Origin of the sequence: Sodalinema gerasimenkoae IPPAS B-353, from assembly GCF_009846485.1 — a bacterium.
GTDB classification, from domain to species: domain Bacteria; phylum Cyanobacteriota; class Cyanobacteriia; order Cyanobacteriales; family Geitlerinemataceae; genus Sodalinema; species Sodalinema gerasimenkoae.
In genome coordinates this window covers 272641-289455 of record NZ_ML776472.1, presented here as the reverse complement: position 1 = coordinate 289455, position 16815 = coordinate 272641, and the positions used below count along the sequence as shown (strand labels likewise).

General features: G+C 53.4%; 14 protein-coding genes. 4 read left to right on the top strand and 10 right to left on the bottom strand.

The window, feature by feature from the left end:
* Positions 1-3: 3 nt before the first annotated feature.
* The 3 genes from L855_RS01285 to L855_RS01275 form a co-directional block, all read right to left on the bottom strand.
* Positions 4-3096, bottom strand: a complete 3093-nt coding sequence (locus L855_RS01285; protein WP_159783402.1) for a PAS domain-containing protein — start codon at positions 3094-3096, stop codon at positions 4-6.
* Positions 3097-3283: 187 nt separating this feature from the next.
* Entirely contained in the window at positions 3284-3664 is a 381-nt protein-coding gene (locus L855_RS01280) for a response regulator (protein ID WP_159783400.1), read from the bottom strand.
* 172 nt (positions 3665-3836) lie between these two features.
* Positions 3837-6167, bottom strand: coding sequence for a response regulator (locus L855_RS01275; RefSeq protein ID WP_159783398.1), 2331 nt, complete (start codon positions 6165-6167; stop codon positions 3837-3839).
* A 357-nt stretch (positions 6168-6524) separates the two neighbouring features.
* Here L855_RS01275 and L855_RS01270 point away from each other — a divergent pair, with 357 nt between their 5' ends.
* Complete coding sequence (locus L855_RS01270; RefSeq protein WP_159783396.1) at positions 6525-7106, top strand: PAP/fibrillin family protein; 582 nt, start codon at positions 6525-6527, stop codon at positions 7104-7106.
* 18 nt (positions 7107-7124) lie between these two features.
* Here L855_RS01270 and L855_RS01265 read toward each other — a convergent pair whose 3' ends face one another.
* Positions 7125-8159, bottom strand: a complete 1035-nt coding sequence (locus L855_RS01265; RefSeq protein ID WP_159783394.1) for a pentapeptide repeat-containing protein — start codon at positions 8157-8159, stop codon at positions 7125-7127.
* A gap of 27 nt (positions 8160-8186) precedes the next feature.
* Positions 8187-9632: a proton extrusion protein PcxA gene (pxcA, locus tag L855_RS01260; RefSeq protein WP_159783392.1), complete on the bottom strand. Its 1446-nt coding sequence runs from the start codon at positions 9630-9632 to the stop codon at positions 8187-8189.
* A 125-nt stretch (positions 9633-9757) separates the two neighbouring features.
* On the opposite strand from pxcA, the gene L855_RS01255 reads away from it, so the two are divergent.
* Positions 9758-11902 (top strand): recombinase family protein, encoded by a 2145-nt coding sequence (locus L855_RS01255; RefSeq protein ID WP_159783390.1) that lies wholly within the window; start codon positions 9758-9760, stop codon positions 11900-11902.
* A gap of 785 nt (positions 11903-12687) precedes the next feature.
* A complete protein-coding gene (locus tag L855_RS01250; protein ID WP_159783388.1) occupies positions 12688-13119 on the top strand; it encodes a hypothetical protein in 432 nt (143 codons plus the stop codon).
* 99 nt (positions 13120-13218) lie between these two features.
* Here L855_RS01250 and L855_RS01245 read toward each other — a convergent pair whose 3' ends face one another.
* The 5 genes from L855_RS01245 to psbN form a co-directional block, all read right to left on the bottom strand.
* A complete protein-coding gene (locus L855_RS01245; RefSeq protein WP_159783386.1) occupies positions 13219-14520 on the bottom strand; it encodes an S-layer homology domain-containing protein in 1302 nt (433 codons plus the stop codon).
* A gap of 16 nt (positions 14521-14536) precedes the next feature.
* The gene (locus tag L855_RS01240) at positions 14537-14980 is read right to left on the bottom strand and encodes a globin family protein (RefSeq protein WP_159783384.1); all 444 of its coding nucleotides are present in this window, start codon (positions 14978-14980) and stop codon (positions 14537-14539) included.
* A 14-nt stretch (positions 14981-14994) separates the two neighbouring features.
* On the bottom strand, positions 14995-15516 hold the full coding sequence (locus tag L855_RS01235; protein ID WP_159783382.1) for a globin family protein: 522 nt from the start codon (positions 15514-15516) through the stop codon (positions 14995-14997).
* A gap of 27 nt (positions 15517-15543) precedes the next feature.
* Entirely contained in the window at positions 15544-16197 is a 654-nt protein-coding gene (locus L855_RS01230) for a HEAT repeat domain-containing protein (protein WP_159783380.1), read from the bottom strand.
* 126 nt (positions 16198-16323) lie between these two features.
* On the bottom strand, positions 16324-16455 hold the full coding sequence (psbN, locus tag L855_RS01225) for a photosystem II reaction center protein PsbN (protein ID WP_068788401.1): 132 nt from the start codon (positions 16453-16455) through the stop codon (positions 16324-16326).
* An 88-nt stretch (positions 16456-16543) separates the two neighbouring features.
* On the opposite strand from psbN, the gene psbH reads away from it, so the two are divergent.
* Positions 16544-16747, top strand: coding sequence for a photosystem II reaction center phosphoprotein PsbH (gene psbH, locus L855_RS01220; protein WP_068788403.1), 204 nt, complete (start codon positions 16544-16546; stop codon positions 16745-16747).
* The last annotated feature ends 68 nt before the right edge of the window (positions 16748-16815 follow it).

Here is a 16815-nt window from a genome sequence, read left to right as displayed (position 1 = left end):
GTTTCACTTTGTTGAACCTGGGTATAGTGCCATCCCCACTGCCGCTTGCTCAAACATGGCCCGCAAGCGAGTTTCACTTTGTTGAACCTGGGTATAGAGATTGGCCTGACCAATAGCAATACTCACTTGATCCGCCAGTTGGCCTAATATATCCACTTCCCAATCGAGCCAACGGCGTCGATAGGAACATTGATGGGCAATTAACAATCCCCAGAGATTGGCTCCCATGGCCGAGGGATGGAGAATGGGGATGACGACCTGAGACTGAACCTGCATCAGCCCCAACTGGCCAATACAGGTTCCATACTCGCAATGTAGGTCAGAGCCAACCATTACCCGAGATTGTCCCTCAGCATAGGCTTGATAACAATGGTCTGGGAGCTGGGTTTCATAAAAATCTAACCCCAGGGTTTGCTGATAGGGAGGAACCACCGCCTCACTCACCACCTGACTGCTACTAGACCCCTGTAAGCGAACAATTAAGACGCGATCGGCTTTGAGGGAATGGCGCACTTCCCGGACGGTACGATCTAAAATCTCGTCAAGATTCAGGGATTCACGAATGCGCTGGCTGAGGGTGGTTAAGAGGCGATCGCGTTGGGCCTGACGTTGCAAAATCTCTTCATTGCGTTTGCGATCGGTCAAATCCACGATCGCCCCATCGAGGTAAAGCAGGTTCCCCCATTGATCCCACATCCCCTGGCCTCGCTCATAAATCCAGCGAACGTCACCGTCAGCACAGAGAATTCGACATTCAAAGGCATAGGGTTGTCGCCGAGTGATGGCCTGGTTGATGAGCTGAGTAATCCGGGGTAAATCCTCGCGATAGATAATTTTCGACCATAAACCGGCATCCTCAAGAAAGGTTTGGGCCGGGTAGCCGGTGATCTCTTCGATGGCATCACTGACAAACAGGGTCGTCCAACCGCGATTGGGTAACACCCGGTAAATGACCCCCGGCACATTGGCCACCAGAGACCGAAACCGCTCTTCACTGGCTCGCAGGGCAATTTCAGTTTCTTTTAACTCGGTGATATCACTACTGATGCCATCAATGCGTAAGGGAACTCCCTGCTCATCCTGTACCAGTCGCGCTCGCAGTCGTAGCCAACGTTCTTCGCGATGTTGTCGTCGCCCTCGTTTGGCCTTGGGGTCATCCTCCCCGTTGTTGACTCGGACGAGGATACGATATTCAATATCGACGTTCCCTTGGGTTTTCAGATGTCGCCATTGGCGGACAAAGGCGGCGCGATCGCCCGGATGAATGTTACGCATCCAGGGATTTTTCATCTGGGCCAGTTTCTCGGCAGAGCGACCATAGAGGTTCTCTACCGAAGGACTGATATAGAGCAGTTGCATGGTCTGGGGAGACATGGACCACACGGCATCATCAAGGGAGGAGAGAATGCCGTTGAGCCGTTCCTGACTCGCCCGTAAGGCGGCTTCGCTGGCCCGCAGGGAGGCGGCGGCGAATTGATGTTCGGTGATGTCGCTGGCGGTGCCGAGAATCTGTTGTACGGTTCCCTGCTCGTCTCGCTTAAAGACGACATCGCGCGATCGCAACCAGCGATAACTCTGATCGGCATGTCGTAAGCGATACTGACATTCTGAAATCTCGCCGTCGGCTAAGGTCTCCCAGGAGGCAAAATAGGCGTGCAGGGTTGGGATATCGTCGGGATGACAAAAGGATTGCCATTCCTCAAACCCTTTTCCCGCTAACTCCTCTGGGGAATAGCCTAAAATCGATTTTACTTGCCCATTGACGGAGTTAATGCGTAGGGTGTGGACATCGATGGTGTAGAGAATTTGGGGGGAGGCGTTGGCGATCGCTTCGATGAATTGCTGACTCTGACGCAGTTGTTCGTAAGCCTGTTGTCGCTGGGTAACGTCTCGGTAGGCACTCAGATAACAATTGCGTTCGGCCAGGGGTAAATAGGTGGTGGACACCAGTAGGGTGCGAGGACTGCCATCTTTAGCTCGGATGGTGGTTTCTAGGTTACGCAAACAGCCCTTTTCCCGAACTTCGACTAGGCGATCAGCGGCTTCGGCAAAGGCCTCTGGCTCAGGGTAGAGTTGCGCTAGAAAGCTGTCACTTTCTTGGGCTTCTGTGCCGCTGTAGCCGGTGATTTCCGACATTTTGGCATTGAACAGCCCAAAGTTATCGGCATCATCGCTGAGGGTAATGCCTTCTTCGACGGTTTCGATGATGGTTAACAGTCGCTGGGCCAAGTCATAGAGGTCATCTTCGGCCTGTTTGCGATCAGTAATCTCGAAGATCATGCCATTCCAGATCACTCGGCCATCGGTGTGACGATGGGGATAGGAAAGCCCCTGAAGCCATTTTTGGCGTCCTGAGGGGAGATTGATGCGCCATTCAAAGTTCCAGGGGCTGAGGGTTTTGGCGGAATGGGCGATCGACTGTTGCGCGAAGGGAATATCAGCGCGATCCATCAGCCGCCAGAGATGACTACTATCCTCTTGAATCTGTTGAGCGGAGATCTCAAAGATGTCTTCGCAGTTGGCACTGACATAGGGGATGCTATCGTGACCATCGGGATACAGCACATAGTCAAAAATCATGGCCCGGATCTGAACCGCGATTTGTTGCAGCCGATTGCGGCGTTCATCGTGATTGAGAGATGCGTCCATGGCGCGATCGCTCAACTCCACGGAGGGAGAGTGGGTAGCAACCGGCTCCCACCGCATTAAAATCATGGGGGGGCGATCGGGGCGGCTCGGAAGGGGAGAGAGAGTCGTTCTGAGGCGTTGCCCCTCCTGTCCGGGGACATGAAGCTGTTGGGGAAAGGCAGGGGAATCGTCATCACGGCGGAGATTCACCTGCTCTAATTCTCTTAATAGGCGATCGCCATCCTGGGGAGATAACCACGATAGGAGGGACTTGCCCAGACAGTCCTCCGCCTTGCAATTGAGCTGTTGCAATGCCCCTTGGTTGGCGAAGTGAATCGTTCCATTGCGGTCAAGATATAAATAGGCAACGGGCAATTTATCCACCACCGCTTGATGAAGTCGCTGCTGTTGCTCCAATCGTTCCAAGCGAGCAATCAGTGTTGATAAGACGGCAGCATCAAGAGTCATTTGAACAGCTCAACATCGGCGATAGACTATTCGTTAACTATAGCAATTCCTATTTAAACTGACCAAATTGTTCGGTAGTGCCTTACCCCTACTTTTAGCCACAAATCTTCACACTAATTCAACGATGACCCCACCGAGATCTCTCCCATTTGAGGAGATGAACGCAGCCACAGACCCCGGGGGAAACTTACTCTTCCCAGGCTAAAAGCTGCTTGATTGTGGGAACAAGCTGCAACGGGTCAAAGGGTTTAGAAATGGTAGCGGTAATTCCGAGATCCTGAAATTTATCCATCACCTCCATAGCTCCCTTGGCAGTCAGCAGTAAGACGGGAATGGGTTGGGTATCTGGAAAATCCTGTAATACCTTAGCCGTCATCAATCCATCCATTTCCGGCATCATCACATCGAGTAAAATGGCATCTGGATGGTGAAAACGGGCAAGATTCACCCCTTCTGAGCCAGAACTAGCCGCTAACACCTGCCAACCGCCTTCGAGTTCTAAGGTCAGTTGGGTGACCTCTCGGATATCCTCTTCATCGTCAATAATTAAAATACACCGAGTACTCATAGGGGTTTACCTGGGTTCAGGAACTAAGATTTTTAAGGAATAGGGTCAAGGTAGACTCATCAAGAGCAACCGAGGGGTTTCACAACGAGGTTTCCTCATATCGATAAGGTAACGAGGGGGTTAACCTAATTTTAGCTCCTAGGTCAGTCAAAGTCGCAGGGAGCAATAAACCTCAACAGTCGGTCTGGGGGTCATAGGAGAAGACCCGATCGCGTCCTGCTTCTTTTGCTCGATAGAGGGCCCGATCTGCATGACGATAGAGAGTGGGTAAATCATCACCATCTTGTGGGAACTGAGCCACCCCAGCACTAAAGGTGACCTTTAAACAGACCTCATCATCTAAGAGGAACTCATGCGATCGCCATTGCTGCAACAGCTGCGATAACCGGTCAACCGCACTAGCTGCATCCGTATCAGCCATGACCACCACAAACTCCTCGCCACCCCAACGGCCCACCACATCATCAGCCCGGAACGATTCCCTCAACATTTCGCCAAAGCGGTGCAAGACCAGATCTCCGGTGGCATGACCATAGGTGTCATTAACGGGCTTAAAGTGATCCAGGTCTAACATGGCGAAACTGACGGGACGGTCATGGCGTAGGGCAATGCGTAACAAATTGGTAATGTCATAACTGGACTTGCGGCGATTGGCCAGGCCCGTCAACGCATCCAGTTCCGCCAAATTTTGCAAGAGTTTAGTGCGCTCAAGGCGATTAAACAGGCGCGAAATCAATTCTGGCCCCGAAATTGGCTTACTCACATAATCATCGGCCCCTGCCTGAAAAATCCGATCGACCGTGGCCGAGTCGGTATGGGCCGTCAAAAATAAAATCGGCAGTTTCCGCCATTGGGGTTCATTGCGCACCACCTGACAGAGTTCAATACCACTGTAATGGGGCATTTCAAAATCCAACACCAGTAAGTCCGGCATAAACAGCTCTAGGGACTGCCAAAAGCTGCGTGGGTCATCCAAAGCTTCAAGTTCCAGGCCCCAAGGACTCAGGAGCGTTTTAAGTCCTTGCAGTTCTTCGGGATCATCGTCGACAATCAGGACTTTGGCCGCCGTGTGCGATCGCTGAATCACCTCCATCGCCACCTCCATAATTTGTGGCATGGGTAGGGGTTTTTGCAGAAAGGCCTGACTCCCCAGACGAGACACCGAAAGGCGATCTTGGAAGCTATCCCGCACCGTCAACACCACTACAGGGATTTCCGGGCGATTGCGGGCCAGTTCTTCGAGAAGCATTAAGCCATCTTCTCCCGGTTCCGGGAAATTGAGATCTAAGAGAATCAATCCCGGAGAATAGGTGACAATCGCCGGACGGGCCTCTTGCACCGTGGTAGCAATCTTGACATCCATACCCCAAGTTTCCGCCTCTTCCGCAATTTGTTCGGCCAGGAGGCGATCGTCATCGACAATTAATAAACGCCGTTGTTCAGGGTCCGGAAGGGTAGGAGGTTCAGGCATCGCCGCCGTGGGATGGCGTTGAAACTGTTGACGTAGTTCCACCAGCCACCGTTGGAGTTGATCGATTTGAGACTGGCTAAAGTCTCGTTCTTGCACCAACATCTCCTCAATGTTCCGGGCTAAGCTAGAGCCATAGTGGTAACCAAACGTGCCCAGGGAACCGGCCAGTTTATGGGCTTCTTGGCGGGCCGTACCCTGGAGGCTTTCATCCCGGGCCGCCAGGGCGGAAATGCCTTCTTCGAGCAGGTCAACTCGTTTGAGGACATTGGGTTTAATCCGTTGCCAGAGCGCTTGAATGGCATTGAGGGTGGTGTTGTTGCCGCTCTCCTGTCCCGTTTTGGTTGGACTGGGGGCATCTTCATAGTCTTGGAGACGGTAACCCACCCCATAGATGGTTTCGATGAGGGTTGGAGGGGCATCAACGGCTTTGAGTTTGGTGCGTAGGCCCTTAATATGGGCCCGCAGGGTGTTTTCTGTGGGAGGTTCTTCTAGGGACCAGAGATGCTCGATGATGACTTCCCGTGAGAAGACCTGAGTCGGCGATCGCAAGAACAGTTCTAACAGGGCGTATTCTTTGGGGGTTAGGGACAAAGGACGGCTGTCATAGGTGACCTCGCAGGTGGCCGGGTCTAGTTGCAGGGGTCCCCAGGTCAGAATGGGAGGACGAGAATAGCGTCCCCGTCGCACGAGGGCCCGAATCCGGGCCAGCAGTTCTTCGAGGCCAACGGGTTTCACCACATAATCATCGGCCCCCGCATCTAACCCCAAGACCTTATCGCGACTGTTATCCAGGGCGGTTAACAACAACACTGGCATTTGATAGTGTTCTGAGCGCAAGGTTTTACAAAGTGTGATTCCATCGAGTTTTGGCAGAACAACATCTAAGACCAGCACGTCATAATCGAAGGTGCGGGCATAGTTCAAGCCACTCTCTCCGTCAACAGCGACATCCACAATGTAATTGCGATCGCTCAAGTATTGATTCAGCAGTTGAGCCAGATATTCGTCGTCTTCAACTAAAAGGATTTTCACAATTGCACTTCGACTCAGACAGAAACATGAACCCAGCCATAAGCCACTGTAGTCCAGAAATCGGGAGGGGGGTGAGGCAAGGCTCTAGCCCGGTGAACCGTCTTTGCCCTCTGATGTTACTTCGAGGCTAGCATTTTCTTTCTGAGGGTTCCACGGGCATCGGGCCCATAAGCTCTTGCCTTACCCGTTCAAGTCCTGTCACAGCAATTCTGAGTCAGACCTAACCTATAGCAATTCTATCCACTGGCCCGAGTTAACGCTGCCTGAACCTCAACCGAGATTCCAGGGGCTTGCTACCTTAGAAAAGGAATCTTCTCGAAACACTCCCCCGTCGGATATTGACCTAATTCAGAAAATATGATATATAAGGACGATTTAATCAGAGCGATCGCCGACACAAACCGAGGTCTGTTGGCCAGCGACACCGACAAAGCCGCCATCCTCTCCGCCATCGCTCGCCTCGAAGACCGCAACCCAACCCCCAAACCCCTAGAAGCGCCAGCCCTCCTCGAAGGCAACTGGCGACTGCTCTACACCACCAGCAGCGAACTCCTTGGAATTGACCGCTTCCCCCTCTACCGTCTCGGGGACATCTATCAATGTATCCGCCTCCAAGACCGTAAAATCTACAACATCGCCCAACTCCAAGGCATCCCCTATCTCGAAGGACTCGTCAGCGTCGCCGCCCAATTTACCCCCACCTCCCCCATTCGCGTCACCGTAAAATTTCAGCGCTTCGTGGTGGGGTTGCAACGGGTTCTCAACTACCAAAACCCCAACCAATTCATCCAGGCCCTAGAATCCCCCCAAAAATTCCTGGCCCTAGACTCCAAAATCCAAACCGAGCGCCAGGGATGGCTCGACATCACCTATCTCGACGAAACCCTACGCATCGGCCGGGGAAACGTCGGCAGCGTCTTCGTTCTCAGCAAAACCTAGCCCCACTCTGAATTAACCCTACACTTGAGGAATCGTCGCCCCCGTCAACACCGCATCAGTAAAATCCGCCCCCTGAATAATGGCATTGGTTAAATCCGCATCGGTTAAATCCGCTCCCCGCAACAGCACCTGACTTAAGTCACTGCCATAAAAGCGGCTCCCCTGTAGGCGAGCGCCCGTCAAGTTGGCCCGAAACAGATAGCTGTAGGTCAAATTAGCCTCCCTCAAGGAGGCTCCCATCAACAAGGCCTCACTTAACACCGCCCCCTGCAAATTGGCCCCTTGGAAATTCGCACCCTGAAAATCCCCCAAATTCAGGGCCGCACCGGATAACTCCGCCCCTTCCCAGAGACTCCCCACCGCCACCGCCCCCGTCAGCCGCACTTCCGACAGCACCACCTCAGTTAAATCCGCTTGGGAGAGATTGGCACGATTCAAGTTGACCGCAAATCCGGAACTCCCCCGTAAACTCGCCTCCCGTAAACTGGCCCCTTGGAAATTCGCCTGACTCAAGCGAACCCCCTCTAACTTGGCGCCATCCAGGCTAGCGTTTCGGAAATCGGCCCCCGTTAAATTCGCTCCCTCCAGGGTGACTCGGTTCAAGCGCGTCCCCAGGAAACTGGCCCCCTGTAGGTCAGCGTTTTCAAGATTCGCCTGTCCGAGACGAGCAAAATTAAAAATCCCCCGGCTCAAGTTCGCCCCCTGTAAGTTGGCTTGTCCCAACTGGGCCTCAATCAAACTTGCCTGGCTCAGATTAGCCCCCTCTAGGTTGGCCTCGGTCAAAATGGCCTCATCCAAAATCGCCCCTTGCAAATTGGCCCCTTGCAAATTGGCCCCATTGAGGTTCGCCCCTTGTAAATTGACCTCCCGTAAATCTGCCCCCGACAAGTCCACCTCTTCTAAGCGACAACGACGACAGACTCGGGTCTCCTCAAGTTGCTCAAGTCGACGCTGTAGGCGGCGATTGCCATAGGCGGGTTGGTCTGCCCAGCTCAAGAAACCGAGGACAATCAAGGCCAAGGATAGCCATTTCCAAATGGAGATTTGATTCATGATGTTTAGGATAGTTAACCAGGATAGTTACTCGTTCATGTTCCGATAGGTGGCCACTGCTGAGGGAGAAATACGGTTGAGATAGCGGAAAATCCAGTATTTCATCACCGTATCTAAAATCACGGGGAAGGTGGCGATAAACATAAAGTTAAAGTCACGGCTTTCGGGTAAGCCAAAATGATGGGAAACCCCTTCTAGGATGATTTCCCAGCCATGGGGAGAGTGATAGCCCACAAAAATGTCGGTAAACAGAATAATAATAAAGGCTTTGGCACTATCACTCAATCCATAGATGAGGTCATCAATAAAGGATTTGACAATGGCAATCTCCCGTTTACTATTCATCAAAACCAGAATAAATGCCCCCAAAGAGCAGAGGTCTGCGGCAACATTTTGCAGGGCATTGTTGCTCATGGCTTGAAACTTAAGGGCGATATTTTGGGCTTCCTCATTGACGGTTTCTTCAAACTCCTCATCGGACAAGGGCGGGGCAGAGCCAATGGCCATACGGAAGTGTAGCCGTTCTTCGTAGTGCCGAAGTTCTTGATAGGCGTCTTCTTCAAAGTCGGGATTGATGAACATATCAACGGTATTGGGAAAAAACTCATTATAAATGGGGCGAATAATAAAGTTTTTAGAGACTTGATGAGTGAGTAAAGGGACAAGAATCAAAAGTAAAATAAACTTAAGGGAAATAACAGTTTTACTTTTATAATAGCGAAATTTCTCGACCACATCCTCTTCCGCGTTGGGGTCAAGTTCTTCTTTAATGCGGTTTAGGGTTCTGAGGATGGAACGGGGCAATAAACTCGCTTGCCCAGAAATCGATTCTACGTCACTGGCGGTTTCTTCTCGGGATTTACTTGAGCTTTTAAAGTCATCGCGCCAATTGCGGCTGGGATTGGTGGCTCCTCGGTTCAACCGAGGGGACGGGGGAGACCCTCCCGGGGGCGGAGTCCGGTCAGAGGGGGATTCCTTCAGGGGAGGAGAGGCGGAACTGGAGGAGCGCTCAGCGGTCAGCGGTTGAGAGGTGCGGGGGGCTGAGGGCCGTCGCGTTAAATATTTCCCGGCAATCTCATCGATGACTTTGAGTTTTTTGAGATTTTCCGAAAATTGGTACGTCTCATCGGGGGAATAGCGGGATTTTGAGGCATCGGTGGCTTGTAAGGGAATCGTCCGAAAGGAGGAGCGAGTAATCCAGTTGAGGGTGCTGCGACTGGCCCGAAACTCCCGCAGACGACGTTGAATGATGTCTAGGTTGCGATCGCGCTCACTTTTGAGTTGTCCCCATTCCAGACCCGTATAACCGCCCTCGGGGGTCATCATCTGCCCTTGAAAATACTCCTGTTCCAGCTCCTGTATTGCCAAGGCCGCCCGATAGGCCGCATCGAGGGCCCGTTCGGGGGTTTTGAAATACCAACGACGCAGACGACGCAAGGGTCGCCAGGGGCCAGAAGACTCGGAATTTTGCATCGTTTAAACTACCAACAGTGAGCAGCGAATCAATGTCCTTAATCGCCTCTTGTACAATGTCTTAAGACGTTCTGTGATCGGCAGGGGTCGAGTAGCATACTAGCAAATCTGTTCGAGGTTGATCGGTGTCGTCTCAATCAATTTGGCTCCTAGGGTCGAGTCGCTCTGGTAAAACCAGCTACCTGGTGGCGGAGGTGGCCCGCTGGCTCGATGAGCTGACGGGAGAGATGTCTGAGGCCCTGTTGAAGCCGAGGCTCTTTCCTGGCTCGATTTTGGTCTTTGCGGCCACGGGGGACAATCGCCTACGCCTGAGTGAACAATTACTGAGGGCCACGGGAGGGCGCGGTGCGTTGACCGTGACGACCCCACTGGGCTTTTTTCAGCAGGAGGTGAGTTTATTCTGGACGCTGATTGCCCAAAAGTTGGGGCTACAGGTGGCGATTCCCTTGCGCTTACAGCCGGAAACGGAGCAGATGCTGGCCCAACGACTCTGGGCGCCTCATCTGGAGGAGGGGATTTTAGAGCCGTTGGGGGCCAGCCGCAAACGCCAAGTGCGTCGTGGCTTAGATGTGCTCCAACTGGCGGGGGCGGCGGGGGTGGCTCCGGAGGAGATTGGACAACGGCTGCAAGAGGGACTTGGCGAGGAACTGTTGCAACCGGAGGCGGCGCAGTTGCTACAAGTGATGCTGTTGCAATGGCGAGATTGGTGTCTGGGGCGGGGGTTACTCACCTATGGGGTGGTCTTAGAACTCTATTGGCGCTATCTGTTGCCGAATTCCGAGTATCAGGTGCAGTTGAGGCGGCGCTTCTTGGGGGTGGCGGCGGATGATGTGGATGATTATCCCGCCATTAGTCGTGATTTGTTTGAGACGCTGTTGCGGTTGCAGCGTCCCGGATTGTTTAGCTTTAACCCCCAGGGAAAGATTCGCTTGGGTCTGAATGCGGACCCGGATACCTTGGAGGGATTATGTGGATGCTGTGAGCAGGTGATTGAGCTGGAGCGGCCCTCTCCGGGATTGGTGGGGTCCTTGGCTGAGCCGATGATTGAGTTGGCGCTGAATCCCACGTATTTAATGCAGCTTCCGGCGTCAGTTCCCTCGTTGCAGACGGTGGCGCGATCGCAGTTGCTGCGACGGGTGGGGGATGAGGTGGCCCGGATTGTTCGGGATGGTTCGGTGAGTCCGGCGGAGATTGCGATTATTGCGCCGGGGTTGGATGCGATCGCCCGCTATAGTCTCGGTCACATTTTGCAGGGCTATGGTATCCCGGTGCGCCCTCTCCAGGTGCAGCGACCGTTGTTTAGTAATCCAAGAATCCGGGCGGTTTTAACCCTGTTACCGTTTTTCTATGGGGGATTGGGACGGCGGATTAACCGGGATTTGGTGGCAGAAATGTTGGTGATGCTCTCCCAAAATCCCCAGCGGGGTGAGCAGGAGCCACCGTCGCCGGAGAAGGAGGTAAAACTGGGGTTTGAGATTGATCCGGTACGGGGGGGAACCTTGGCTGATGCCTGTTATCGCCCCGATCCTGAATGGCCAGAACTGCTCCCGGCTGCGAGTTTTCCAGGGGGCGATCGCCTCGGCTACCGGGCCACACGAGCCTATGAACAGATGCGTCAGTGGCTTGACGAGACGCGATCGCAGGTCACCTCAGGGGCGATCGCCTCCCCAGTAGTTCTGTTAGATCGCATCATCGGTCAGTTCTGCTGGTATCGAGATTTAGCGGATGACCAACGCGAGGCCCTACGGGAACTTCTGGAAACAGCCAGCCATTTTTGGGAGGTCGAGTCTCGGGTGGGGGGCGATTGCGGTTCCCCCACGCTTCGCGATCGCCCGCTGGGGGAAGTGGTGGGGGATTTTCTCACCCTGCTGCAAAGTGGAACCGTCACAGCCAACCCCTATCCTCTCAAACCCCGTCAACCGGAAGCGGTCACCCTTAGCACCGTTTATCAATATCGCAGTAACCGTCTGGCCCATCGTTACCATTTCTGGTTGGATATTAGTTCCCCCCTCTGGTTACAGGGAGGGGCCTCTGTCTTATTTGCGGCTCCCATTTTTGAGCGATCGCGCCCCCTTCCCTACGATGCGCAGGCCCGTCAACAGGACGATGAGGCGCGGCTGCAACGGATTCTCCAAGATTTACTCTCCCGCGTCGAAGAGCAGGTGATCCTCTGTCACAGCGATTTAGCGGTCAACGGCCAAGAGCAAACAGGGCCCCTCCTAGCCCTAGCCAACGCTTCCGTCTCGATTAATGAACTGAATCTCACCTAATCCCCCCAGTCCTAGACATCCTAGACAAATGGACTATACTGGCGGGTGGTAGGGGCGAAACCATTTTCGCCCCTTAGAATTTCGGGTGTTTTTATCTCTACCATTTACCATCACATCAGGAGGACGGCCCCAAGCGCAGGTTGTACAGCCCCGATTTACCCTTATCGTCATCATCATTTCCCTGACAGACTAGGCTAGAGTCATCAAATTAAGGTCAGGGTTTGTTGAGCCGTTTGATAACAAGCATCTATTGGCTCTATCAAGCGGGTTGACGGGTGAGAAACTACAGTTGAAGGCATTATTTACGTCTCGTATTTTAGCAATATAAATACCTAAGTATTTAGGAGAAAAAAGTATCCTAAGTACTGGTTCCGACTGCTAAAATTTAAGCCAATTTTTAGATGAGTCTCCCTATCCCATCAGTTCTCCCCAAAAGAACGGCTATCCGAGTCATGTCAAGTCCTGATGGCGTCAAAATCAGAATTTCCTGGAACTTTTGACTCTAGGAAACCGTCCTAGGGAATTGGCCTAATTGTAAGGACGTAAAGGTTATCCGCAACGCTCCTGATCACCCTTAGAAAAGGCAGGAGCAAAACCAACATGACAACCAAATCACCGACGGAACAACTCAGGCTGCCGAGACTGGGAAAAATTCTCGATCTCGGCGGGCAATGGGGAAATTGCAGTATTAAGATGTTTAAGTTTTTTGACAGATGGCAGAACAGGTAAAACTTAGTTTATAATTCCTCTGTAAGTTACTGGTAAACTTTGAGGAGTTGAATAGAATGAAATTAAATCGCCTGAGTGCTTCCGCGGCCCTGCTCGGAATCGTTTCCCTCACCGCTGCGGGTCTGAAAGCGCCCTCTCACGCGGCTCCCTTGACGGAAGGTTCTGATTCCTTGGAACTGGCACAACGCATTGGTGAGCGTCCTGGGGACACCTGCCGTCGAGTTCGGGGTGCCAACGTTCTCTACACGGAACCCGACATGGACTCCAGCGAAATCGCGAATATGCTGCCTAACGAGCAGGTGAACATGATCCGTAACGCCTTTGTGGGTGATGACGGTGGTATGTGGTTTGAATTGGAAGATTCTGTGGGTAACATCGGCTATATGCCCGCCCAAGCTCGTATGAGTTCTGGTGGTCCGATGGAATCGACTCTGGCGAACTGTCCTGGACAAGGTCAAAGTCCTTCTGCCTTCCCCGTCACCTGGTAGTTTGAGCTATTGAGTGAGGTCTCTGACGATCGCCTACATCTGTGATCACTGAGATGAGCGAGTCCCAACCCCGTCCTTTGAGAGGGCGGGGTTGTTTGTTCAGGGGGAGGTGTCTGTCAACTCGGGGGCCGATCGCGCCTCATCCTGAGACCCAAAGGACCAGAGACTAGAGGCGGCTTCGGCACGGGTGACGGGCCGCTGAGGTTGTAACAGCCGGGTATAGCCAAAAGCCCGACGTATGTTGGACTGCTCTCCATTCTCGAAATCGGCTAAAACCGCGTCTAGGGCATCGGAACTAATGCGAGTACTATCCTGAAAGCCCCAGGTATCCTGAATGGCCTCAAAGCTTCCATCAGGTAGACCTCGACGGATATCTAGGGGAACTTTCCAACGCAGCAAATCTTCGCGCAGTAAGGGGTCATCTGGACGGAAGAGGACGGTGGTATCGTCGCCACTGAGGGGACTAGGGATGATACCGGCTTCAGCGAGTCCCTGAATGATGGGGAAGTCAGGATGGCTTTGGGGCATATCTTGAAAGGCGGGGTCGCTCGTCCCTCGGGCCTGACGCAGTTGTTCAGAGGATTGGTTCTCGTGGAAGCGGTTATTCGCCCGCAAGAGCCAACGGGCATAGTCCCGCCGGGTCATGGGTTCCTCGGGCGCAAAGCGATCGCCCTCTAAGGGGGACAAGATCCCCAGTTCAGCCACCTCTTTGACGTAGGTGACCAGGGGATCTGAGACTTGATCCAAATCACTAAAGCGAGTTGTTGGGGGCGATTGTCCCTCGGAAGATGGGGTCTCCCCGTTGGCTGACTCAGATTCTACAGCCTCAGACTCCTCTGGGGTGGCTTCGGTGGAGGCAACGGGAGAATCGGGATAGGTGAGTTCGATTTCTGTACCGTTACTTGGGGTATCCTCTGGCTGGGGGGGGGTTGCCTCGTTATCTGTTGTCCCGTTATCCTCAGGGGGTCTAGGACGAATGACCACGGTGAGGGGCCAATCTTGGCCATTACGGCTACGGCTGGCCTGCAAGCGGATTTCCTCGTCCTCAACGCTGTCCTCATTGAGTTCCCAGTTGTCCTGAGACAAGCGACCGCGATAAAACTCGGCAATTACCTCAGGGGGGTCGTCACTGTGCCAACGACTGCGGAGGCGATCGCCATCGAGTGGGGTGGTGTCGAGCCAGGTTGCCGGCTCATACTGGGGCAATTCGGGAGGCAGACGCTCCAACTCAGGGGCCTCGGGAACGCTGACGGGTTCTCTTGTGGCCTCGGGTTCAGGACTCTCCGACTGAAGTTGAGGATCAGCGGCGAAGGAGTCTTCTAGGGAGCGGTCACCTGACGCATCAGCGCAGCCACTTAGGGCAATCACACTCAGCAGGACCAGAATAGATCGTTTAAACACAGTTACCTAAACACACTTATTTCAGGGCTTCGATGGCATAGTTGAGATAGAATTTCAGTTCCGCCGCCGCCGCCGGAGAGAGTTTTAGGCCAGCACTGCCGCGATCGCGAATATAGTTAAAGATATCGGCCTTCACCGCTGCCACTGCTGCTGAACGATTGGGCGATCGCCCCCATTCATCGAAGGGACTGGTATTTCCCACCACCAAGCAATATTGAATTAAACATAAATCCCGGTCAATGGCCCGATCCACATCCACGGCGGCCGTACCGGAGCGACGCAAGAACGTATCAATGACATCCTGAACGAGATCATCGTGATACATCGCCAGTTTCTCCGCCGCCTCCAAACGGGCTTCTGCCCGTTCTAGGGGAATTTTGGCCGCGGCCAAATCTGCATCGTCGAGGAAGCGTCCAGCCACTTCAGCGTTGGCGAGTATGGGGGTTAGGGCAGATTTCATCCTGGGTGAGTTCCTCAACGAAGGGCGGTCATGGCAATCTCGAAGTAGTCAGCGACTTCTGCGAGTAGGGGCTGTTTCAGGCTCACGTCGGCATCCTGAAGTTGAACTTCAAGTTGAGCGAGGGTGGCCTGTTTCATCTCGGCGATGGCAGCGACGGCCGAGGATAGGGGAACCCCCAGGGTTTGATAGGTTTCCTTCAACCCCTCAAGACAGCGTTGCTCCAAAATTGCCCCATCTCCGGCGAGCAGGGCATAACTAACATAGCGCAGGATAAACTCCCCATCGCGAATACAGGTGGCCATGCGGCGGCTGGGGTAGCAGTTGCCCCCTCGTTGAATCAAGTCGGGGTTTTCCGCCACCATGGCTGAGATGGCTTGGGCGATGATGTCATTGGCCTGTTGGCGTATTAGCTCAACGGCAATAATTCGTTGCTGATGACTGGCGGCAAATTGACGGAGTCGGGCCAGGCGATCGCCCTCGACGTAGGCGGTTTGAGCATCGGCATCGAGGACAGCACGAGAAAATGAATCCAACACGGTTTGGCAAAAAACGACAAACGACGTTTAAAGAGCGGCATCTAATAGTGTAGCAACGACGCGATGGTCTGGATCTTGTCGCAGTTGCTCTAGGGCCGCTACCGCGCGAGAATCTTGGAAGTGACGCAGGGCATAGGCGACGCGGGCCCGCAATTGCCATTGAGGATTATCCACCTGAGCCAGTAACAACTCCAGGGCGCGATCGCTTTCTAGGGTGTTGGCCAGGGTTCCCAAGCCATCCAGGGCGGTTTCTCGTACCAGGAGATTGCGATCGCTCAGGCCCTGCTGGCACAGTTCCAACAACACCTCAGATTGAGACATCTCCATCATGGCGGCAATAATGCCATGGCGGGAGAGCCAGCCTGAATCCTCTTGGAACAGGCGACGCAAATGGGGAACAGCGGCTGGTCCATAGAGTGACAGAGAACTGGCGGCTTCGGCTCGGATGTTGGCATCCCCGTCTCCTAACATGGTGACAAGGGCAGCAAACCCCGCTTCACTGCGCTTACGTCCCAATCCCATGGCCACAAAAGACCGGACGAGAACCTCGGGATCGGCCATTAAGTGGGTGAGCAGGGGAACCGCCACCTCGGGGTCATACTCCCGCAAAGCCGTTAACCCTCGCATCCGGTTTTGGGGATCGTCACTCTGAAGGTGGTCTTTAATTTCGCTTACATTCATATCAAGTCTGGTTTTGTCAAGCTATTTTTATATTTGTTTACAGTCTAACAAAATCCAGGCTGAGATGCGATGACGGCGGCCGGCAGCCGACGAAACACTCAATAGAGCGTCCCGGTGGTGAGTGGGTTAGTCTTCATGATCCTCAAAGGGATCGGCCAGCTCCTCGGAGGGGGGGCCGAAGGAGACATAGATCCCGTAGGCGGTGATGGCAATCAGCACCGCAGCGGTGGAAATACTAAGAACTGTTGCAGGTTCCATGAATAAAATTCAAAAATGAGATGGCTTCCTCTATAATATTACGAAAACTTAAGACTTTTCACAAAGCGTACAACTTTAGGTTAAACACATGGCACAACAGACACGTCTAGGCGATATCCTCAAACCCCTGAACTCCGAGTACGGGAAGGTTGTTCCTGGCTGGGGAACCACTCCTCTGATGGGAGTGTTCATGTTGCTGTTTTTCGTCTTCTTGCTGATCATTCTGCAAATCTATAACTCCTCCCTGCTGATTGAAGGGGTGGACGTGGATTGGGCGAACCTCAGCCGCTAGGGCCGGGGCGATTATCCCCCAAGACCTGAGAATCCCGGTTGAACCGGGATTTTTTGTCGGTACAATGG